This window comes from Amycolatopsis sp. NPDC003731, from assembly GCF_053586895.1.
In genome coordinates this window covers 49,860-70,283 of record NZ_JBSFNC010000029.1, presented here as the reverse complement: position 1 = coordinate 70,283, position 20,424 = coordinate 49,860, and the positions used below count along the sequence as shown (strand labels likewise).

The 20,424-nt window shown below is 73.6% G+C and carries 19 protein-coding genes; 12 read left to right on the top strand and 7 right to left on the bottom strand.

Annotated features, from left to right (window positions below):
• The 4 genes from ACWDN5_RS15275 to ACWDN5_RS15260 are packed head-to-tail and all read left to right on the top strand — an operon-like array spanning position 1 to position 4,182.
• The gene (locus ACWDN5_RS15275) at positions 1–1,416 is read left to right on the top strand and encodes a VWA domain-containing protein (protein ID WP_449676728.1); all 1,416 of its coding nucleotides are present in this window, start codon (positions 1–3) and stop codon (positions 1,414–1,416) included.
• Positions 1,413–2,528 carry a hypothetical protein gene (locus tag ACWDN5_RS15270; RefSeq protein ID WP_449676727.1) on the top strand — a complete coding sequence of 372 codons (1,116 nt, stop codon included), beginning with the start codon at positions 1,413–1,415 and terminating at the stop codon, positions 2,526–2,528. Before ACWDN5_RS15275 ends, ACWDN5_RS15270 begins: the two co-directional genes overlap by 4 nt.
• Positions 2,525–3,814, top strand: a complete 1,290-nt coding sequence (locus ACWDN5_RS15265) for an ABC transporter substrate-binding protein (protein WP_449676726.1) — start codon at positions 2,525–2,527, stop codon at positions 3,812–3,814. Before ACWDN5_RS15270 ends, ACWDN5_RS15265 begins: the two co-directional genes overlap by 4 nt.
• 23 nt (positions 3,815–3,837) lie before the next feature.
• A complete protein-coding gene (locus tag ACWDN5_RS15260; protein ID WP_310971550.1) occupies positions 3,838–4,182 on the top strand; it encodes a CU044_2847 family protein in 345 nt (114 codons plus the stop codon).
• 4 nt (positions 4,183–4,186) lie between these two features.
• Here ACWDN5_RS15260 and ACWDN5_RS15255 read toward each other — a convergent pair whose 3' ends face one another.
• Complete coding sequence (locus tag ACWDN5_RS15255; protein WP_449676725.1) at positions 4,187–5,041, bottom strand: SAM-dependent methyltransferase; 855 nt, start codon at positions 5,039–5,041, stop codon at positions 4,187–4,189.
• A 108-nt stretch (positions 5,042–5,149) separates the two neighbouring features.
• The gene (locus ACWDN5_RS15250) at positions 5,150–5,347 is read right to left on the bottom strand and encodes a hypothetical protein (protein ID WP_310971551.1); all 198 of its coding nucleotides are present in this window, start codon (positions 5,345–5,347) and stop codon (positions 5,150–5,152) included.
• A 198-nt stretch (positions 5,348–5,545) separates the two neighbouring features.
• Here ACWDN5_RS15250 and ACWDN5_RS15245 point away from each other — a divergent pair, with 198 nt between their 5' ends.
• The gene (locus tag ACWDN5_RS15245; RefSeq protein ID WP_449676724.1) at positions 5,546–6,289 is read left to right on the top strand and encodes a sugar phosphate isomerase/epimerase family protein; all 744 of its coding nucleotides are present in this window, start codon (positions 5,546–5,548) and stop codon (positions 6,287–6,289) included.
• On the top strand, positions 6,286–7,386 hold the full coding sequence (locus ACWDN5_RS15240; RefSeq protein WP_310971553.1) for a Gfo/Idh/MocA family protein: 1,101 nt from the start codon (positions 6,286–6,288) through the stop codon (positions 7,384–7,386). The genes ACWDN5_RS15245 and ACWDN5_RS15240 overlap by 4 nt, the downstream gene beginning before the upstream one ends.
• Here the strand turns inward: ACWDN5_RS15240 and ACWDN5_RS15235 are convergent.
• On the bottom strand, positions 7,383–7,970 hold the full coding sequence (locus ACWDN5_RS15235; RefSeq protein WP_449676723.1) for a TetR/AcrR family transcriptional regulator: 588 nt from the start codon (positions 7,968–7,970) through the stop codon (positions 7,383–7,385). The genes ACWDN5_RS15240 and ACWDN5_RS15235 overlap by 4 nt on opposite strands.
• Positions 7,971–8,094: 124 nt before the next feature.
• Here ACWDN5_RS15235 and ACWDN5_RS15230 point away from each other — a divergent pair, with 124 nt between their 5' ends.
• Together ACWDN5_RS15230 and ACWDN5_RS15225 are read left to right on the top strand one after the other, a co-directional pair.
• On the top strand, positions 8,095–8,871 hold the full coding sequence (locus ACWDN5_RS15230; protein WP_449676722.1) for a DeoR/GlpR family DNA-binding transcription regulator: 777 nt from the start codon (positions 8,095–8,097) through the stop codon (positions 8,869–8,871).
• Entirely contained in the window at positions 8,868–10,061 is a 1,194-nt protein-coding gene (locus ACWDN5_RS15225; RefSeq protein ID WP_449676721.1) for an MFS transporter, read from the top strand. The genes ACWDN5_RS15230 and ACWDN5_RS15225 overlap by 4 nt, the downstream gene beginning before the upstream one ends.
• Here the strand turns inward: ACWDN5_RS15225 and ACWDN5_RS15220 are convergent.
• Positions 10,058–11,020, bottom strand: coding sequence for a cation diffusion facilitator family transporter (locus ACWDN5_RS15220; RefSeq protein WP_449676720.1), 963 nt, complete (start codon positions 11,018–11,020; stop codon positions 10,058–10,060). The genes ACWDN5_RS15225 and ACWDN5_RS15220 overlap by 4 nt on opposite strands.
• 54 nt (positions 11,021–11,074) lie before the next feature.
• Here ACWDN5_RS15220 and ACWDN5_RS15215 point away from each other — a divergent pair, with 54 nt between their 5' ends.
• A complete protein-coding gene (locus ACWDN5_RS15215) occupies positions 11,075–11,437 on the top strand; it encodes an ArsR/SmtB family transcription factor (RefSeq protein WP_310971557.1) in 363 nt (120 codons plus the stop codon).
• Here the strand turns inward: ACWDN5_RS15215 and ACWDN5_RS15210 are convergent, their stop codons facing one another.
• Positions 11,438–12,631, bottom strand: a complete 1,194-nt coding sequence (locus tag ACWDN5_RS15210) for an SEFIR domain-containing protein (protein WP_449676719.1) — start codon at positions 12,629–12,631, stop codon at positions 11,438–11,440.
• Positions 12,632–12,750: 119 nt separating this feature from the next.
• Between ACWDN5_RS15210 and ACWDN5_RS15205 the strand changes: the two genes are divergently transcribed.
• The 3 genes from ACWDN5_RS15205 to ACWDN5_RS15195 are packed head-to-tail and all read left to right on the top strand — an operon-like array spanning position 12,751 to position 18,273.
• Positions 12,751–14,124, top strand: coding sequence for an SEFIR domain-containing protein (locus ACWDN5_RS15205; protein ID WP_449676718.1), 1,374 nt, complete (start codon positions 12,751–12,753; stop codon positions 14,122–14,124).
• Positions 14,125–14,134: 10 nt separating this feature from the next.
• A complete protein-coding gene (locus ACWDN5_RS15200) occupies positions 14,135–17,071 on the top strand; it encodes a DEAD/DEAH box helicase (RefSeq protein ID WP_449676717.1) in 2,937 nt (978 codons plus the stop codon).
• Positions 17,068–18,273, top strand: a complete 1,206-nt coding sequence (locus ACWDN5_RS15195) for a hypothetical protein (RefSeq protein ID WP_449676716.1) — start codon at positions 17,068–17,070, stop codon at positions 18,271–18,273. The genes ACWDN5_RS15200 and ACWDN5_RS15195 overlap by 4 nt, the downstream gene beginning before the upstream one ends.
• Here the strand turns inward: ACWDN5_RS15195 and ACWDN5_RS15190 are convergent.
• Both ACWDN5_RS15190 and ACWDN5_RS15185 read right to left on the bottom strand, forming a co-directional pair.
• Positions 18,266–19,075, bottom strand: a complete 810-nt coding sequence (locus ACWDN5_RS15190) for a MerR family transcriptional regulator (RefSeq protein WP_449676715.1) — start codon at positions 19,073–19,075, stop codon at positions 18,266–18,268. The genes ACWDN5_RS15195 and ACWDN5_RS15190 overlap by 8 nt on opposite strands.
• Positions 19,059–20,348, bottom strand: coding sequence for an amidase family protein (locus tag ACWDN5_RS15185; protein ID WP_310971563.1), 1,290 nt, complete (start codon positions 20,346–20,348; stop codon positions 19,059–19,061). Before ACWDN5_RS15185 ends, ACWDN5_RS15190 begins: the two co-directional genes overlap by 17 nt.
• Positions 20,349–20,424 lie beyond the last annotated feature (76 nt).

Genomic DNA, 20,424 nt, shown 5'->3' with positions numbered 1-20,424 from the left:
ATGCCCGACCCGTCGTTCACCCTCCAGCTGAGCCAGAACAAGTACCTGGCGCCGAGCGACGACCGGATGGACGTCGTGCTCACCGTGCGGGTGGGCGAGGCCGGCGTCCCCGCGGCCGGGCCGCCGGTGACCGCCGAACTGCTGCTGGTGGACTGTTCCAGCTCGATGGACTGGCCGCCGACGAAGATCGAGGCCGCGCGGCACGCCTGCCGGGCGGCCGTCGGCTCGCTGCGGGACGGCGTGCTGTTCGGGGTCGTCGAATGCACCGGACGCGCCCGGCTCGTCTACCCGGCCGAGCCGCCACTGGCGGTGGCGGACGAGCGGACCCGCCACGAAGCGAAGGCGGCGGCGTCCGAACTCATCGCCGGCGGCGGTACGGCGATGAGCACGTGGCTGGACCTGGCCCGGGACCTGTTCGCGAAGACCCCGGCCGCCATCCGGCACGCGGTGCTGCTCACCGACGGCAAGAACGAGTCCGACCGCGCGGGAGCCCTCGACGCCGCGCTCGACCGCTGCCGGGGTCAGTTCGCCTGCGACGCCCGGGGCATCGGCGACGACTGGGAACCGCGGGACCTGCAGCGCATCGCGTCGGTCCTGCGCGGCAGCGCGGACGCCGTCCTGGAGGACGCCGAACTCGCCGGGGACTTCCGGCGCCTGGTCGAGCGGGCGATGGGCCGGACCGTGCCGGACGTCCGGCTGCGGCTGACCACGATGCCCTACAGCCGGTTGCGGTTCGTCAAGCAGGTGTTCCCGACCGAGGTCGAACTCACCGCGCAGTGCCATCCCCGAGAGGGGAACGCGATCGAGCTGCCGACGGGCGCGTGGGGCGACGAGCTGCGCGAGTACCACGTCTGCCTCGACGTCGAGACGGGGGAGCTGACGCGGTACGAAGACCGGTTGCTGGGCACGGTCACCCTCTTCGCCGGCGCGGACCGGGCGGTCGGCGAACAACAGGCCGTCGTCGGCTACCTGACCGACGACCTCGCGCTGTCCAGCGTGCCGGACGACAACGTCGCCCGCGTCACCGGCCAGGCCGAGCTGGGCCGCGCGGTCCGGGCGGGCTGGGACGCCTTCGAGCGCGACGACCGGGTGGCGGCGGCCCGCGAATGGGGCGCCGCGGTCCGGCTGGCGACCGAGCTGGGCAACGCGGAGATCCTCAAGCGCCTGGGCCGGTTGATCGACGTGCGCGACGACGGCACGGTCGCGATCAAGGACGGCGTGCGCCCACGGGACGGCTTTTCCCTGGTGCTCGGATCGACGATCTCCACCTACACCGGCGCGGCGGAACCCGTCGCCGTCGTAGCCGAAGCCGTCGGCGCCCCGCGCGAATGCGTCCACTGTGGACACAAAGCGCGGCCGACGGCGAAGCGGTGCGGGCACTGCGGCGAACCGTTCGAGGCGGGAGCGCCCTCGTGACCGCGATCAGCACCACCCGGCAGACCCTGTGGTGGCTGCGGCTCGGGCTCGTCGCCGGCAGCGTGCTGGTGCTGGGGACGGCGCTGGCGACCTTCCTCGGCGTGCGGGCCAGCCTCGCCGAGGTACGGGAGCGGACCGCGCCCGCGGTGCTCGAAGTGTCGCTCGCCAAGGGGGCGCTCGTGGCCGCGCACCGCGCCGCGATGTCGGCCTTCGAACGCAACCAGGTGCAGCTCACCGGGCCCAGCGAACAGTACGAGGACGGGATCGCCCTGGCCAGCCAGCAGCTCGCCCGGGTCGCCGAGCACAACGCGGCCGGGGACCAGGGCAGCCAGACGCTCCGGCTGATCGAAGGACTGCTGCCGGCCTACAACAGCGTCATCGGCCAGGCCGACGCCCACTACCGGCAGGACGGCGGTGGCCCGCTCGCCGCGAGCGACCTGCTGTCGGCGTCCGATCTGCTGACCGCACCGGAGAACGGCATCCTCGCGCGGCTCGACACGCTCGAAGCCGCCCAGCGGGCCGCGCTCGACCACCAGCTGGACACCGAATGGCTGGACCCGGCGATCACGCTGCTGTGGGCGCTGCCGCTGGTCGTCCTGCTCGGCACGCTCGGGTGGGCCCAGCGGTTCCTCGCCCGGCGGTTCCGGCGCACGGTGAACACCGCCCTGCTGGCGGCCACGGCGGCGTGCGTGTTGCTGGGCGCGGGAACCGCGCTGCTGCTGGGCGTCCAGTCGGACGCGCGGGACAGCGGGGCTGCGCTGGAACGGACCGTGGCCGCGCAGTCCGCCGGCACCACGGCGGCGGCCGCCGGGGCCCGGGCGGCGCTCGTCCGGGTGGTGGTCGCCCAGTGCGGGCCGGGTGGGGCGGCCGCGTGCGGCGACACCGTGGCCGCGCTGGCCGCCACGACGACCACCCCGCCCGGCGCCGCGGTCGCGCCGCCGGACGAGGTCGACGAGGCCGCGCTGCTCGGGCCGGGGCTCACCGAACCGGGCTGGACCGGCGTGCTCGGCTACGGGATTCCCGTGCTGGCCGCCGGGATCGGGGTCCTGGCGGCCGGCGGCCTGCAACCCCGGCTCGACGAATACCGGTTCCGCGCGAGGAGGGCGTCGTGAAGCGCTGCGCCGCTCTGGTGCTGGCCGTCGTCCTGCTGCTGTCCGGGTGTTCCGCCGGGAGCGGCCCGGAGCCGGTGACGGTGCTGGGGCCGTGGACCGGCGACGAGCAGAAGGCGTTCCGGCAGGTGCTCGACGGGTTCACCCAGACGACCGGGATCCCGGTGGACTACCAGGGCACCCGCGCGCAGAACCAGGTCCTGCGCGGCGACCTGCAGCAGGGCACCCCGCCCGATGTGGCGGTGCTGTCCAACCCGGCCGAACTCGCCGGGTACGTGCGCTCCGGGGACGTGAAGCCCCTGGACGCCGTCCTTGGTGCGGAGGCGACGGCGGCGTACAGCCCGCAGTGGCGGAAGCTGCAGCAGCTCGGCGAGAACGCCGTGTACGCGGTCGTGGTGAAGGCCGACCTGAAGAGCATCGTCTGGTACACGCCGAAGTCGTTCCCCGGGCCGGTACCGTCCACATGGGACGAACTCGTCACCGCGTCCCAGCGGCTGGCCGCGGCCGGGCAGCGGCCGTGGTGCCTCGGCATGGGCGCCCCGCCGAACTCCGGGTTCCCCGGCACGGACTGGCTGGAGGACATCCTGCTGCACCGCGCCGGACCGGACGTCTACCGCAGCTGGACCGCGGGCCGGCTGCCCTGGACCGACGCGGCGATGGTGGACGCCTGGCGCAGCTGGGGCACGCTGGTCCTCGCGCCGGGCGCGGTCCGCGGCGGCAGCACGGCGGCGCTGCTGACGTCGTTCGCCGACGCCGGCCGCGCGATGTTCGCCGACCCGCCCGGGTGCGCGCTGGAACACCTCGGCTCGTTCGCGATCGGCGGCTACACCGCGATCCGGCGCGCGAGCGGGCCGCCGGTGCCCGACCGGGACTTCCGGTTCTTCCCGTTCCCCGGTTCCGGCGGCGCCGGCCCGTCCGAGGTCTCGGCGGACCTCGCCGGGATGTTCCGCGACACCCCGGCGGCGCGCCGGCTCATGGCCTACCTGGCCGGGGCGGAGGGCCAGCGGATCTGGCCGTCCGGCGGGACGACGTTCTCGGTGCACCAGCACCTGGCCGGCCCGGACGTCTACCGCAGCGAGGTGAGCCGGCGGATCGCGGCGACCCTCGCGGGCGACGGCGACCTGTGCTTCGACGCGTCGGACCTGATGCCCTCGGCGATGACCAGCGCGTTCTACCAGGCGGTGCTGGAGTACCTGGCCCGTCCCGACCGGTTGCCCTTCCTGCTCGACAAGCTCGAGCAGGTGCGCCAGGGCATCGGCCAGGACCAGTGGCTCGACCTGCCGTGCTAGTCCCTTACGGAGAAGGAGATCCGGTGCAGGAGTTCGTGCGGTTCCCGCTGGACGACGGCGGTTCGGTGGTCGTCGAGGTCGAAGGGGAACCGGGCCTGGAACAGGCGTCGGTGCCGTCGGGGGTGCTCCGCAAGGCGACCACGACCTTCGAGCACGCGCTGAGCGAGGTCCGCGCGGCCGCGTCCGCCGCGCTGGCGCAGTTCCGCGACCTGGGCCCGGACGAGGTCGAGCTCAAGTTCGGCGTCAAGCTGGACGCCCAGGCGGGGGCCGTGATCGCGCGGACCGGGCTGCAGGGCCAGTTCGAGGTCAAGCTGAAGTGGGTGCGCGGCGAGGCGGCCCCGGCCGAAGAGCCGGCCGAGGAGGGGTGAGGCGCTACCGTTTGTAGCCGACGATCCCGGCGACGCACTTGGCCGAGTCGCTGAGCGGCGTGAGCCGGGGGCCGTCCGGCCACCACTCGTCGCAGACCGCCATGCCCGGCCCGGACGTCGCGTTCGGCTGGACGATCTCGAGGCCGGCCAGCATCGCTTCGATCTCCGCGCGGGTGCGGAAGCGGCCGGCGCCGAGCGGGCCCTGCACGAGGATCTGCTCGATCCGCTTGGCGATCTCGGTCAGCTCCGGCACTTCGGGGTCGAAGAAGTGCGACAGCACCACGTACGAACCGGGTGCCAGCGCGTCGATGTACTCGCGCATGATGTCGAAGACGCCGTCGCCCTCGTAGTGGTGCATCGTGCCCACCTGCAGCAGGGCGACCGGCTCGGAGAAGTCGACGTGCGCCCGGACTTCCTTGTGGCGCAGCACTTCCTGCGGCTGGAAGATGTCCGCCTCGACCATGTGCGTGAAGTCGTTCTCGACGAGCAGCGCGCGGCCGTGGGCGAGGACCACCGGGTCGTTGTCGACGTAGACGACCGTGTTGTCCTTGTCGATGCGCTGGACGATCTGATGGGTGTTCTCGGCCGTCGGCAGCCCGGAACCGCAGTCGACGAACTGGCTGATCTTCGTCTGGCCGGCCAGCATCCGCAGCGCGCGGTTGTGGAACCCGCGGTTGCCGCGGGCGATGTCCACCGCTTCCGGGACCGCCGCGCGGATCTTCTCCATCACCACGCGGTCGACTTCGTAGAAGTTGTTGCCGCCGAGGAACCCGTCGTAGATCCGCGCGATGCTCGGCCGGGCCGGGTCGACGCCCACCGGCGTCTGGCTCGGGGACAGCGCGGATGGCGTGTCGGACATGGCGACCTCGCAGGACTGTGATGTGCGGCGTGTGTGCGGCGCGGCGTGCGGCGTTGGGCCACCCAGCGTAGTAGGTCGCGTCCGCGCGGTGAACCCGAGGTGGCTCTCTCAGCCGCTCGGGCGGAGCCGCTGGCCGGGGATGTCCGCGGCGCGCTGGGCGCGTTCGCGGCGCAGCCGCTCGAGGTGCTGCTCGATCCGCCGGTCGAGGTCGCGCGCGGCTTCGGACAGGTCCGTCAGGTCGCGACGGGCCGCCGACGGGCGCCCGACGGCGGCCGCGGTGTCCCTTTCGTCCCCTGCCCTGTCCACGTGCCGGCACCTCCCGGGATCGACCTGGCTTCCTGCTCTTGGCGTAACTGCCCCATCGGCCGCTTGCCAAAACCCCGTCCGGCGTGAACCGCCGCACGCGGCCGTCCGGCTGACAGCCCCTGGTGGCAATTTTGACCAGGTGGTAGAAATTGAGGAGCCGTGGCGGACGGCCGCCACGAGGAAGTGGAGGAGCCGGTGATGAGCGAGCCTTCCGTGCAGCTGTATTCGGTCCGAGACGCGTTCGCGGCCGATCCCGCCGACACCCTGCGGCGGCTCGCCGCGATCGGCTTCACGCAGGTGGAGCCGTACGGCGTTCTCGAAAACGCCGAGGCCCTGCGCGCCGGGCTGCCCGCCAACGGCCTGACCGCCCCGACCGCTCACGCACAACTGCTCGGCGCCGACCAGCACGCCGTCTTCGCCGCCGCGGCCGAGCTGGGCATCGGCCTGGTGATCGACCCCTTCGTGCCGGCCGAGCGGTGGCAGGAACCCGCTGACATCGCGGCCACGGCGGAGGGGCTCAACGCCGCCGCGAAGCTCGCGGCCGAGCACGGCGTCGCCGTCGGCTACCACAACCACTGGTGGGAACTGGAATCCCGGATCGACGGCCGCAGCGCCTTCGAGGTGTTCGCCGAGCAGCTCGACCCGGCGGTCGCCCTCGAGGTCGACACCTACTGGGCCACCGCGGGAGGCGAGGACGCGGCCGCCCTGCTGCGGCGCCTCGGCGATCGGGTGCGGGCCATCCACGTCAAGGACGGCGGCCTCGCCACCGACGCCACCGGCCAGGTCCCGGCCGGCCAGGGCCGGGTGCCGGTCGCCGACGTGCTCGCCGCCGCGCCGGACGCGCTGCGCGTGGTCGAGTTCGACGCCTACAGTGGCCCGGCCGGCGACCTCTTCGAGGCCATCGCGGCCAGCCACGCCTTCCTGAGCGGCGCGGACCGGTGACCGGCGGGCCGGTCGGTGTCGGGATCATCGGCACCGGCGTCATCAGCGGCACCTACCTCGAGAACCTCACCGCCTTCCCGGACGTCCGCGTGGTGCGGGTCGCCGACCTCGACACCGCCCGAGCGGCGGCGCGCGCGGCCGAACACGGCGTGCCGCGCGCGGGCACGGTGGCGGAACTGCTGGCCGACCCGGACGTCGAGCTGGTCGTCAACCTGACCGTCCCGGCCGCGCACGTCGAGGTCGGGCTCGCCGCGCTCGAAGCGGGCAAGCACGTGTGGACGGAGAAACCCCTGGCGCTGGACCGCCAGACCGGCCGCAAGCTCCTCGATCGCGCGCGGGAGAAGAACCTGCGCGTGGCGAGCGCGCCCGACACCGTGCTCGGCGCCGCGCTGCAGACCGCGCGCCACGCCGTCGACGCGGGCCGGATCGGCCGTCCCCTCACCGCACTCGCGCTGTTCCAGGTGCCGGGGCCGGAGCTGTGGCACCCGGCGCCGGAGTTCTACTTCCAGCCCGGCGGCGGCCCGCTGCTCGACATGGGCCCGTACTACCTCACGATGCTGGTGCACCTGCTCGGCCCGATCCGGCGCGTCACCGGGGCCGGCGGGCGGGCGCGGGACACCCGGGTCGTCGGATCCGGGCCGCGGGCCGGTACCGAGTTCCCGGTGCTGGTGCCGACGACGGTCACCGCGCTCGTCGAGTTCGAGAGCGCCTCCGCGCAGCTGGTCCTGAGCTTCGACTCGGCGCTCAAGCGGCCCGCGTTGGCCGAGCTGACCGGCACGTTGGGCACGGCCGTGCTGCCGGACCCCAACCGGTTCGACGAGCCCACCCGGCTGCACCTGCTCGACCGGGACGAGCCGGAAGAGCTGGCGCCGCACGGACACGCGGCTTCGCGCGGCACCGGCGCGCTGGAACTGGCCCGGGCCATCCGGGCGGGCGTGCCGGAACGCGCGTCCGGCGAGCTGGCCTACCACGTGCTCGACGCGATGCTGGCCATCGACGAATCCATGACGCGCGGGCAGAGCGTGGAGGTCGAGAGCACCATCGAGGTCCCGCCGCTGCTGCCGGCGGGGTGGGACCCGTACGCGAAGACCCTCTAGAGCGGGACGGTGAGCAGGTTCTGCAGGTAGAAGCGCAGCGAGCCGACCAAGTCGACGGCGCCGGGCACGGTCAGCCACTGCACCTGCAGGCCGTCCATCAGGGCGATGAAGGTCAGTGCCGCCAGTCCGGGCTCGACGCCGTCCCGCAGCTCACCGCGGGCGGCGAGGGCCTCGAACGACTCGTGGACGCCGTCGCGGGCGGCCCGGTAGTGGCGCACGAAGTACTCGTGCGCCGGGTGGTCCGGGGCGACCGCTTCGGCGGCGAGCCGCGAGTAGAGGTCGACGATCCCGGGGTGGCGGACGTTGTGCTCGGCGAGCGCGACGAAGTGGCGCAGGACCTCGAGCCCGGGCGGCACGGTGAGCTGCTCGCGCTCGGAGTCGTCGGCGTCCCGGCGTTCGAGCACCGCGGCGAGCAGGGCCTCCTTGGTGGGGAAGTAGTAGAGGAGGCCGGCGTGCGAGATCCCGACGCGCTTGGCGATCTCCCGCAGCGACGAGCCGTGGTAGCCGAGCTCGCCGTACGCCGCGGCCGCCGCCGTGATGATGTCTTCGCGGCGGATCCGGCCCTTCAGGTAGCCCCCGGTCACGGGGTCGCGGTGGTCTCGGCGGCGTGCACGCCGACCATCATGCCCCAGTGGTGGTTCGCACATGCCGGGTGAGCGGATGAACAAACCGGTTGTGCGTGCCTGCCCGGATTGCGAATATCGCGACGTGAAGAGCGCGGAGCGGCAGCAGGTGATCGTGGAACGCCTGCGCGGCGCCGCTCAGGTGGGCGTCGCCGAGCTGGCCGAAGCGACCGGGGCGTCGGAGATGACCGTCCGCCGCGACCTCGACCACCTGGCGTCCCGGGGCGTGCTGCGCCGGGTGCACGGCGGCGCGGTCCCGGCGTCGCCGCCGGGGCCGGAGCCGCCGTTCGCGGCCCGCGCGACGGCCGGGCTCGCGGCGAAGCGCGCCATCGCCACCGCGGCGGCCGAGCTGATCCGCGACGGCGAGACCGTCGTCCTCGACCGCGGCACGACGGCCTTCGAACTCGCGCGGCTGCTGCGCGGGCGTCCGATCACCGTGATGCCGCTGTCCCTGCACGCGGCCCGCGAGCTGGCCGAGGTGCCCGGCGTCCGGCTGCTGCTGCCCGGCGGCGAAGCGCGGCCGGGGGAGCAGGCCCTGGCCGGCCCGCTGACGCTGGCGTCGCTGCGGGCCCTGCGGTTCGACGTCGCCGTGCTGAGCCCCTGCGCGCTCGGCGTCGACTCCGGGCTCACCGCCTTCGACCTGGACGACGCCGAGGTCAAGCGGACCGCGCTCGAGGTCGCGGCCCGGACGATCGTGCTCGCCGACGGCGCCAAGTGGGGCCGCCGCGCGCTCGCCTGCATCTGTCCCGCCGACCGCGCCGGCGTGGTGATCACCGACCCCGGCGCGCCCGAAGACCAGCGTGCCGTGCTGACCGAGCGCGGCGTACTCGTGCACGTCGCCGTCCCCTTGGAGAGCCGATGACCGTCCCGCCCCGCCCGCGCGCCGCCCGGTTCGCGACCTTCATGTTCTTCGGCCTCAACGGGTTCGCGATGGGCATGTGGGTGGTGCACATCCCGAACGTCGAGCGCGCGACCGGCATTTCGCACAGCACGCTGGGCGCGCTGCTGCTGGTGCTCGGCGGCGCCGCGTTCGCCGGCATGCAGGTGGCCGGGCCGCTCGTCGACCGGCTCGGGCACCGGCGGCTGGTCCCGGCCGCCGGGATCCTGATGGGCCTCGCGGTGTGCGCGCCCGGGTTCGCGAACTCGTGGTGGGCACTGGGTCTGTCGCTGGCCTTCTTCGGCTTCGGCAACGGCGCGATCGACGTCGGGATGAACTCCCACGCGGTCGTCGTCGAGCGCGCCTACCCGCGCCCGATCATGGCGGCGTTCCACGCGATGTGGTCGATCGGCGGCGCGATCGCCGCGGTCATCGGCGCGGCGACGCTCGGCGCGGGCGTGCCCACCGGCGTGACGCTCACCGGCACCGGCCTGGTCTGCGTGCTGCTTTCCGTGCTGTCGGCGCGGTTCCTGATGGAACCGGCCGACGCGCCCGCCGCCGCCTCTCCCGAGGTGGCCGGGCCGGTCGTCACGCGCCGGACGCCGGGCCGCACGGTCTGGCTGCTCGGCCTGCTGGCGCTCGCGCTGATGCTGTCGGAGGGCGTCGCGAACGACTGGGCCGCGCTCCACATGGAGAAGGTGCTCGGCACGTCGGCGTCCACGGCGGCCCTGGCGTACGGCGCGTTCGCGGTGGCGATGACGACCGGCCGGTTCCTGACCGACCGCGTCGCGGCCTGGGCCGGCCCGGCGGCGATCGTCCGTTACGGAGCCACCTTGGCGGCGGTCGGCCTGACGATCGCCGCGGCGGCGCCGTGGGTGCCGGTGTCCCTGGTGGGCTGGGCGCTGTTCGGCCTGGGCCTCTCGGGCGGTGTCCCGCAGCTGTTCACCGCGGCGGGCAACCTGGACACGCGGGCGTCGGGCGCGCTGATGGCCCGCGTGGTCGGCCTCGGCTACGTCGGCCTGCTGGCCGGCCCGGCGCTCATCGGCGGGCTGACGCGGTGGATGCCGCTGAACGTGACGTTCGCGGTGCCGGTGGTCCTGTGCGTGCTGGCGGCGGTGTTCGCCGGGGTGCTGAGCGCGAAGCCGGAGCCGGCGGAGCAGCCCGTCGGGTGCTAGCGGTGGTGGGCGACGGTCTCGTGCGCCCGGTCCGCGCCGGTGGCCGGTTCGGTGTGGACCACGACCGCGGTCAGGCGCGGGATCGTGTGCAGCAGCCGGTGTTCCACCTCGTGCGCGAGCCGGTGGGCGGACTCGACGGTCAGGTCCGCCGCCACCGTCACGGCGAGCTCGGCCCGGAGGTGGTGCCCGATCCAGCGCATCCGGAGCTCCCGGGCGTCGAGCACGCCCTCGACGTCCCGGGCCGTCCGTTCGGCCAGCTCGACCGACGCGGGGTCGACGGCGTCCAGGAGCCGCCGGAAGACCTCCTTCGCGGCGTCGCGCAGGACGAACAGGATCGCGACGGTGATGACGAGCCCGACGATCGGATCCGCGGCGGGGAAGCCGAAGCCGACGCCGGCCGCCCCGGCGACGACGGCCAGTGACGTGAAGCCGTCGGTGCGCGCGTGCAGCCCGTCGGCGACCAGGGCGGCCGAGCCGATCTCCCGGCCGATCCTGATCCGGTACCGGGCCACGAGTTCGTTGCCGGCGAAGCCGATCACCCCGGCCGCGGCGACCACCCAGGGGTGGGCGACCGGCCGGGGATCGAGCAGCCGCGCCACCGATTCGTACCCGGCGACCGCGGCCGAAGCCGCGACGACGAGCACGACGACCACACCGGCGAGGTCTTCGGCGCGTCCGAATCCGTAGGTGTAGCGGCGGGTCGCGGCGCGCCGGCCGAGCAGGAACGCCACGCCGAGCGGGACGGCGGTCAACGCGTCGGCGAAGTTGTGCACGGTGTCGCCGAGCAGCGCCACCGATCCGGTGACGAGCACGAGCGCAAGCTGCGCGACGGCGGTGACGGACAGCGCGGCGAACGACCACCCCAGCGCGCGCATCCCGCGCCGGCTGGTCTCGAGGGCGTGGTCGACGCGGTCGGCGCTGTCGTGGCGGTGCGGCCGCCACTTCGAGTGTCCGTGCATGAACCCACTCTATCTGCGCAAGCACGCAGATACGCAAGTAGTAAGGTTACGGTCATGCACGCGTCGCTGCCGGAGTTCGACATGCCCACCGAAGAGCAGGTCCACCTGGCCGCTGAGTCGTTCCGCCTGCTGGCCGACCCGACCCGGATCAAGGTGCTGTGGGCGTTGCTGCAGGGCGAATCCTCGGTGGCCTGCCTGGCCGAACTGGCCGGCGCCGCCCCCACGGCGGTCAGCCAGCACTTGGCCAAGTTGCGGCTGGCGGGCCTGGTGAAGGGCCGCCGGGAGGGAACGTTCGTGTACTACTCGGCGGCGGACAACCACGTCCGCGGCCTCCTGGCCCAGGCCCTGCACCACGCGGACCACGTGGACCGCGACATCCCCTCGGGCGACCACGCCCACCACCCGCGGCCGAGCTGATCAGCGCTTGAAGGCGACGACGAGCCGGGCGGCCAGCTCCTCGGCGACGTCCTGGGCCGAGCTTCGGAGTTCCTCGACGAGGAAGGCCTCTTCGGTGTCGACCCTGATGCGCTCCGCCGGATCGAAGGGCAGCGTTGCGCTGCGCGCGTCGGCTTCGGGAAGGTGCCCCAGCCGGGTCAGGCCCACCGGATCCAGGGCGATCGCCGTCGCGAAGGTCTCCGGGAAGGGAAGGCCGATCTGCAGCAGCAGGTCCAGCCGGTCGGCGACTTTCGCGGACAGGTCGGCCCGGTCGAGGATCCAGCCGATGCTCGCCTTCGCCGGTGGGAACCAGCACGTGCGCTGGCCGCCGCGGAGCACCGCAAGACCGCACTCCCCGGCGCTCCAGTCCGTCGAGAACGCCCACGCGGCGTCGGCCGACGAGCCGACGGAGATGGCTTGCGCCTGCGAGAAGAGGCCCTTGGCGCGCCCCGACGCCGCCAATTCGTCGGCGATCCGTTCGAGCTTGAGCACGCCGTAGCGCGCGAACGGCGAAGCCGGGACGAGGTGCACTTCGACCAGCGGCCCCTGCGACTGGTAACCCGCCGGCAGCAACTCCGGTCGCCAGACGACCGGAAGCCCGCCCGGGATGGTGATCCGGGCCGGTGCGGAACCGGACCGCGGCGGCAGGATCGGCCGAGGCCCGAGCGCGGGCGGGAGGTCCCGCGGCTGGCGGGTGAGCACCCGCAGCAGGGACTCCGCCGCCTCCGGGGTGTTGGCCGGCACCTCATACCAGTCGGCCGCGTTGGGCAGGAGGAAGTCCGGGATCTCGTGTTTGCCGTGGCCGGGCAGGAGTACCGGGAGGATCTTGGCCGTCCAGGTCGCGCGGTCGCCCTGGAGCCGGTCGCGCAGCAGCGCGGCTTCCGCCTGGCCGCCCAGGTTCAGGTGGTTCGGCCCGATCCCGTCGCCCATCCGCCGGTAGCCCTCGGACGCGATGACCAGGACGTGGTCCGACTCGGTGATGTTCCGGGTCATCCAGGCCTGCCAGTCCCGCCGCCGGTCGGTGGCCCAGCGGTCCAGCACCACGTCGATTCCGTTCCGCACCAGGAAATCGGCGAAGGCCAGCACGGCTTCCCGGTGTTCTTCGCTGTCGTGGGTGTAGGAGACGAAGACCTTGGGGTGGTCACCGGGCTGGTGGCTGTCGTACCGGTTCGCCATCGGAAGTCCTCAGCGGGAAAACAGGACAAATATCGGACAGTTACCGCGTTCGGTGCTGCCCCGTTCGCGATCATGAGAGGGTACAAGCCGCCGTGATCTTGCGGGGGGAAGGGTCAGAAGTGGGGACAGCCGGCACTTCGCCGCGGATCTACGTGTCCTATGCCCACGATTCGGCGGAACACGATCGCGCGGTCCGGGAGTTCGCGACCTTCCTGCGCGAAAAAGCCGGCGTCGACGCGCAGCTGGACGTCTGGTACACCGATCGGCGGCGGGACTGGACGGCGTGGACCATCGGCCGGCTCCGGGAGGCCGAGTTCGTGCTGGCCATCGCTTCCCCGCAGTACAAACACATCGTGGACGGCCGCGTGCCGTCGGCGGCCGGGAGCGCGAAAGTGCTCGAAGCCGCGATGCTCCGCGACAACCTCGCCCGTGATCTGCCCGGGGAGACGCGCCGGATTCTGCCGGTCGTGCTGCCCGGGCATGACGCCGGCGAAATCCCGGAGTGCCTGTGCGCCCATTCGACGACGCATTACGCGGTCGAGGAACTGACGCTTCCCGGCGTCCGGAATCTGCTGGCGGCACTGGCGGGCACGCCGCTCTACGAAATGCCGCCGCTCGTTCCCTTCGTCGTACCGGAACACGGCGTCGACCCGGTCGTCGTGGGCGTCCGGCCCGCGCCGAGCCGGCCGGCCGAGCTCCTGACCGCGGAGGCGGAGGTCGAGATCGGCGGGGTGCGGTACCTCGTCCACGGTGACCCGCTCGAAGACGCGGCCCTCCGCCAGGCGCGGGCGCTGCGGCTGGGGCCGCCGCACGAGGACGTCTGGCTGCGGCAGGTCGACGTCCGGCGGGAGACCCCGGCCGCGCTGGCGGCGTCGGCGGCGCTGACCCGCGAACGCGACCTCCTGACCGCCCTGCGCGGCAACGGTTTCCCGGCGGTCCGGGAGCTGGTCCGGGAGAACGGCGTGGTGACGCTCGTGACCGCGTGGCCTGGCTCGAAGTCCGCCACCTTGGCCGACTTCGTCCCGCAGCCCGCCGAGGTGATCGACGCCTGGCGCAGCCGCCGGACGCTGTCCGGTCTGGCCGGCCTCGGCCGCACGTTGACGCTCCTGCACGCCCGGGGCGCCACCCACCGGCTGCTCACCCCGGCGGGGCTCGTCCGGTTCGACGACGGGCGAGTCGTGCTGCGGGACCTCGGCCTCGCCGGGACGGACTTCCGGCCCGGCGAGGGAACACCGCCCTACCAAGCTCCCGAACAGCGGGTCCGCAGCGCCGGCCGGGTGGGGCCGTGGACCGACGTCCGCCAGCTCGCGGCCGTCGCCTACCACGTCGTCACCGGGTTCGCGCCGGACCCGGCCGTTCCCGTGCCCGTCCGTCAGTTCGCCACCGCGCTGCCCGAACGCGCGGCCGTCGCCATCGACGCCGCCCTGGCCACCGACCCGGCGAGCCGCCCCGCGATGCGGTTCCTGGCGGCCGCGCTCGATCACCGCCGATGAGGAGTTCCGGTTGCTGGAGATTGTCGATCTTCCCCGCTGGGTCGTGCTCGTCCCGGCGAAGTCGCTCGACGGGCGGCTGGAGCGGCAGCGCCGGGACCACCCCGGCCTGCCCGCGGGGATCGGCCGGGTCGCGGCGGATCTGGCCGCCCGGTCCGAGGGCGTGCCGGCCACGCTGAGCCCGCCGCAGCGCCCGGGTGGCGACCCGAGCCTGCTGCTGCACACCCACACCTACCTGGTGCGGCTCTTCGTCACCCAGTACGGCGACGCCTACACGATCGCGGGGATCACCCCGATCCGGCTGCGGGACCACGATCGGCTGGCTCGGGGCTGCCTGCTCCTGCGCACGGCGTGGCACACCGTCTTCGAACGCCGCGAGATCCCGCCGGGGTCGTCCGCGCACTGGCCGCGGATCGAACAGGCCTGGGCCGGGCTGCACCGGGACCGGGAGCGGCCGGTCCGGGAGGTGCCCGCGCACACGCGGTTCCTGGACCGGCTGGACGAGGTGATCGACACCGACCAGCAGCTCGCCGCGAACCGGAGCCGCTCGGCGCCGGCCTACCCGTACCGGGCCGTGGAAACGGTGGGGGAGCGGCGGTACACCGGTTCGCCGGTCTACGTCTTCCGGGTCGTCGGCGGCCGGGTTCCGGATCGCGACAGGTTCGTGCAGGTGCGCGGCGAACCGGAACAGCGCGGCCAGGTGACCCGGACCGCAGGCGACCGGGTGACGGTCCGCTTCGACCAGCCGATCAGCTGGGAACGACTGGCGCAGCAGGGAGAACTGGAACTCAGCTCCAGCGACGTCGTCTACGCCAAGCAGCGCGAGGCCGTCGCCCTCCTGCGGACCGGGCGGACCCGCAACCGGTCCCTGCTCCCGGTGCTCGTCGACCACCGGGTGCAGCCGTACCGGCCGGTTCCGGTGCAGCCGGGCGAAGAACTCGACGAAGACCAGCTCGCCGCGTTCCGGAACGCGCTCGGCGTGCCCGATCTGCTGGTGGTCCTCGGGCCACCGGGCACGGGCAAGACGCGGACGATCAGCCAGATCGCGCGGGCGTGCGCGCTGGCTCCCGAGCGAGGACCCGTGCTCGTGGCCTCCCACACGAACCGGGCGGTGGACAACGTCCTGGCCAAGCTGCCCGCGGACGTCGTGGTCGTCCGGGTCGGCAACGAGGGCAAGGTCGATGCGTCCGGCCGCCCGTTCCTGCTGGAGCGGCTGGCGGCCGAGCTGCGGGCCGAGGTCCTGGCCACCACCGCGGCGGCCCGTCCGAAGTACGCGGGCTTGCCGAACGCCGGACGCTGGGCCCAGGAGCTCGGCCGCCGGATCGGGGAACTCGGTGACGCGCTCGGGGCGCTCCGAGCCGCCGCGAACCACCTGGCCGAGGTGCGGCGCCACTTCGGCGGACCGGCCCAGGAGCAGTTCGCGGCCGCGGTCGCCGCGCTCACCCGCCAGCAGGCGAAAGCCGCCAAGCGGCAGGACAAGGTGAACCGCCTCGCGCAGCGCGATCAGCAGGCACGCGCCCGGCCGCCGTGGCCCGGCTTTCTCGCGAAAGCCGTGGCTCGGCGGCGAGCCCGGCTGCTGGCCGCCGGGAGCACCGAACTCGCCGGACTCCGGCAGGCCGCCGACCGGCTCCGCGGTGCGGTGGACACGGCCGGGCACGCGCTCGACCGGGCCACCCGGGACGTCCCCGAGGTGCAGCTCGCCCGGCAGGCCCTCCAAGAAGCCGGTCGCCGGACCGACGAACGCCGAGCCGGGGCGATGGCGGCCGCGCACGCCGTCCGGGTCGCCGTGGGGCCGGCGGACGCCTTGCCGGTGCTCCACGACGACGGCGACGCCGAAGCGGCCATGGCCGGGCTCGCCCGGTTCCACCAGTGGCTCGGTCCGCGGCTGGCGTTGCTGGAAGCGCGGGCGAAGCTGCTCGACGAATGGCACGAGGAGGCCTCCGGTGCGGTCGAGCAGCTCTACCCGGAGCTGATCCGCTACGCCGACGTCATCGGTGCGACGTGCATCGGTGCGGCGTCGCGTCCGGAGATCGCCGAGGTGGAGTTCGACCTCGCCATCGTCGACGAAGCCGGCCAGATCAGCGTCAACAACCTGCTGGTGCCGCTCGTGCGGGCCGAGCGGACGGTGCTGGTGGGTGACGACCGTCAGCTGCCGCCGTTCGTCGACGACGAGGTCGAAGCCTGGGCGGACCGCAGTGATGACCCCGCCTTCCGCGACCTCGTCACGAAGAGCGCCCTGGAGGTTCTCGTCGGGCACCTGCCGGAGAGCCACGTCGTCCAGCTGCGTCAGCAGCGCCGGATGCCGAAGGTCATCGCGGACTTCATCTCGGAGACGTTCTACCGCAACACGCTCAAGACGATGGTGGAGCGCGACCACGACGACCCGCTGTTCGCCAGCCCGCTGGCGTTCGTGGACACCTCGGGCCTTTCGGCGGCCCAGCGCGCCGAAACCCCGGCCCGCGACTGGGATCCGCGGCTGCCGGGCGGCACGGTCAACCTCGCGGAGGCCCGCCTGCTCAGCGAGCTCGCGGCCTTCTACCACCGGCGGCACGAGGAGTGGGCACTGATCGTTCCCTATGCGGCGCAAGTGAAACTCGTCAAGGAGCTGCTCCGCGCGCAGATCCCGGAGCAGGACACGATCGACACCAACGTGGGGACCGTGGACTCGTTCCAGGGCGGCGAACGGGACGTGATCCTCTACGGGTTCACCCGCAGCAACCGGTCGAAGAACGTCGGGTTCCTGCGCGAGCTGCGCCGGGCGAACGTCGCCTTCACCCGCGCCAAGCAGCAGCTGGTGCTGATCGGCGACCTCGCCATGCTCCGGCTGGCCCGTGACGGCGACTTCCGCGAGCTGGCCCGCTCGCTGGGCGAGCACGCGGCCGCGGCCGGGGACGTCCGGTCGTACCAGGACATCGCGCGCCTGCTGGACGACCTGCGGGACGCGTCATGACCGGCCGGCTGCTGCGCTACCCGGAGGAACGCGCTCTCGAAGACGCGGCCTTCGGCCAGGGCCTGACCCCGACCCGGATCTTCGCGATCCTCCTGCCCGTCTGGCAGGTCGAAGTGCGGGCGACGACCACCGACGGCCGGCCGTACGAGCTGATCGACCGGTACCTCGAGCGCGGGATCGCGGAGGCCGGCCTGTGCACCGTGGCCGAACTGGCTGGGTTCTTCGCGCTGGACCACGCGCTGGTCGACCGGGCGCTGCGGGTCCTCGACCGGATCGGCCACCTCCGGTGGGTCGGCGGGCGCGTGGAACTGACCGACCTCGGGCGGCAGTCCCACCGGGACCAGGTGTGTTACGTCGCCCGGCGCGAGGACCGCCGGAAGCTGTACTTCGACGGGTTCCGCTCCGTCCCGCTGAGCCGTGCGTATTACGACGCCGGGGTGGTCACCTTCCTGACCGTCGGCGAAATCCCGGCGGCCACGGCCGAGGAGGGCGCCCGCACCTACCGGATGCTCCACACCAGCCACGGTTTCCGCCGGGAGGCCCTCGCCGAGCTGGCCGGGCGCGCGGATCGCGACCACTACAACCTGCCGACCCGGATCGAGCACCCGGAGAGCCTCGGTGAAGAGTGCGTGTACCTGCCGATGTTCGTCGTGCGCGCGACCGGCTCGGCCGGCCGGATCCGGCAGCTGGTCTACACCCAGGCGAGCGACGTCGCCGACCCGGAGCTCGGCGCGCTCTGCGAATCGACCCCCGAAATCCTCGGGGTCCTCGAGTCGGACGCCCGTGCGGTGAGCGCCGAGCAGACGGAGGCCAGGATCAAGACCTGGCTCACCGGCAAGGGGATCGCCGAGCATCCCCCGACCCGCACGGCGCAGGGCGGGTGGCGGGTGACCCTGCCCGCGAAGAGCTTCCAGCCGGACGGGCCCGTGCCCCTGGCCAAGATGGGTTCGTTCGCCGTCCTGGGCACCGACCTGGTGCACCTGTGGTGCGCGGACCGAGGCGCCCGCGAACGCGCCTTCCTGGAGCGGCTCGACGCCTACCTCGGCCGGGCCGTCCGCGGGGACGCGGAGCAGGTGAAGAGCCGGGTGACGCGGATCGTCCGCCAGTTCAGCCTCGGTGACCTCGGGTTCGGCGAGATCCGGGACCTGGCCGTGCGGGCGGGCAGCGGCAGGCTCGCGGACCGGCTCGCCGCGCTCAGCTGATCGGCTCCTGCAGCTCCGTCACCCAGCCCGCCGGGTCCTCCGGGCAGTCCAGGTAGACCTCCCGCTGCGGCCCGGCCGACCGGCGGCCGTGGTCGTCGATCCACCGCACCACCGCCTGCCACGCGGGCAGGACGTCGTCGATCGGGCCGCGGTGGACGAGCGTGGCCGCGCGGGTGGCCGGCAGGTCCGCGACCGTCAGGCCGTCGAGGTCACCGCCGCCGACCGACGCCGGGATCGCGGCGTGCACCACGACCTCGTCCTCCGCGCGCTGCTCGTAGTAACAGGTCAGCCGGCCCGCCGGTGTGACGTCCGCCTGCGGGAGCCGCCGGCCGAGCTCCGCGCACAGCGGGTGCACCACCGGCCCGATCGCCTCCGGGGCGAAGCCCGCCGCGATCCCGGTCAGCTCTACCACCCGCATCCCCGGCAGCTCCTTGACGACGACGTCGTCGGCGAGCAGGCGGCCTTCCGCCTCGATCGTCCGCAGCCGGGCCTCGACCCGCGCCAGCCGCGCCGCTCCTTCGGCCAGCGCGGCCTCCAGTTCCGCGCGCCGCAGCGTCAGCATGCCGCGGACCTGCTCGACCGTGACCTCGTCCGCCAGCAGCGTGGCCACCTGCTCCAGGGTGAAGCCGAGGTCCTTCAGCGCGACGATCCGGTTGAGCCGCGCCAGCTGGGCCGCCGTGTAACTGCGGTAGCCGGTCGCCGGGTCGACGCGGGCCGGGCGCAGCAGCCCGAGTGCGTCGTAGTGGCGCAGCATCCGGACCGACACCCGGCCGTGGCGGGCGAAATCACCGATCGAGAACACGGCCCGATCCTGCCCCAGGCGGGACGAACCCACCGACGACGTCCTCGGCGAGTTCCGCGAACGTGATCGCGGTGCCGTCCTCGTGCGCGGGCCCGACGACCTGCAGGCCGGCCGGCCCCACCGGGGCCGTGACCGCCGGCAGCCCGGGCAGCGACGCCTGGGCGATCCAGAACACCTGGTCGTCGTAGCGGTGCCGGTCGTCGTGGGCGGGGGCGGTGGTGAACACCGTCGGGCAGAGGAAGACGTCGACGTCGGCGAAGTACCGGGCCCAGGCCGCCCCGGCCGCGAACCGCCGCTGCTCCTGCTCGGCGGTCCCGGCCGGCTCACGGCCTTCCTGGCTCGCGAAGAACAGCTCCACCTGGAAACCGAACGCCTCGGCTTGGGCACTCGGGTCGACGTCCGCCGGCCAGCCCTCGCGGATCCGCACCCCGGCGCGGGCCAGCGCGTCGACGGCGTCCGACAGCGCCGCGCCGACCTCGCCGGTCACCGGGCAGGCCGGATCGTCGAGCACGACGCCGACGCGGAAGTCGTCGAGCCGGGACCGCCGGGCGGGTGGCAAGGGACCGCCCGTGACGCGCAGCGCCAGCCGCAGATCGGTCGCCGACCGGGCCAGGGGGCCGACCGCCGAGGGGAATTCCCGGGCGAGCGTCGTGGGCGGTCCCGGCGGCTGGAAGCCGCGCAGCGGCACGGTGCCCGGGGTGGGCTTGAGGCCGTGGACACCGCAGTAGGCGGCCGGGATCCGGATCGACCCGGCCAGGTCGGAGCCGTATTCGAGGTAGGTCAGGCCGTCGGCGAGCGCGGCCGCGGCACCGCCGCTCGAGCCGCCCGGCGTCCGGTCGGGGCCTCTCGGGTTGAGCGTCCGCCCGTGGAGGGGGTTCTCGGTCCGGCCGAAGTCCGCGAGCAGGTGGTGGACGTTCGACTTGCCGACGACGATCGCGCCCGCGGCCCGCAGCCGTTCGACGACCGCCGCGTCCTCGTCCGCGACGCAGTCTTCGAACGCCGGCTCGCCCCAGGTCGTGGGCAGGCCCTGCACGGCGAAGGCGTCCTTGATCGTCATCGGGACACCGTGCAGCGGCCCGACGTCGTCACCGCGCGCCACTGCCCGATCGGCTTCCTCCGCGGCTTCGAGCGCGGAGGCGCGGCAGGTCGCGATCACGGCGTTGACGGTGGAGGCGTCGATGCGGGCGAAGAGCTGTTCGGTCAGGTCACGCGCCGAGAGCTCGCCACGGCGGATCCCGGCGGCCACCTCGGTCGCGGTGCGGAAAGGTGTCATGGGGTCCGGGATAGCGCCTGACACGGTGTCAGAGTCAACCGCAGCGGGTAGCCCACGAGGTGATCGCCGCCCGGAC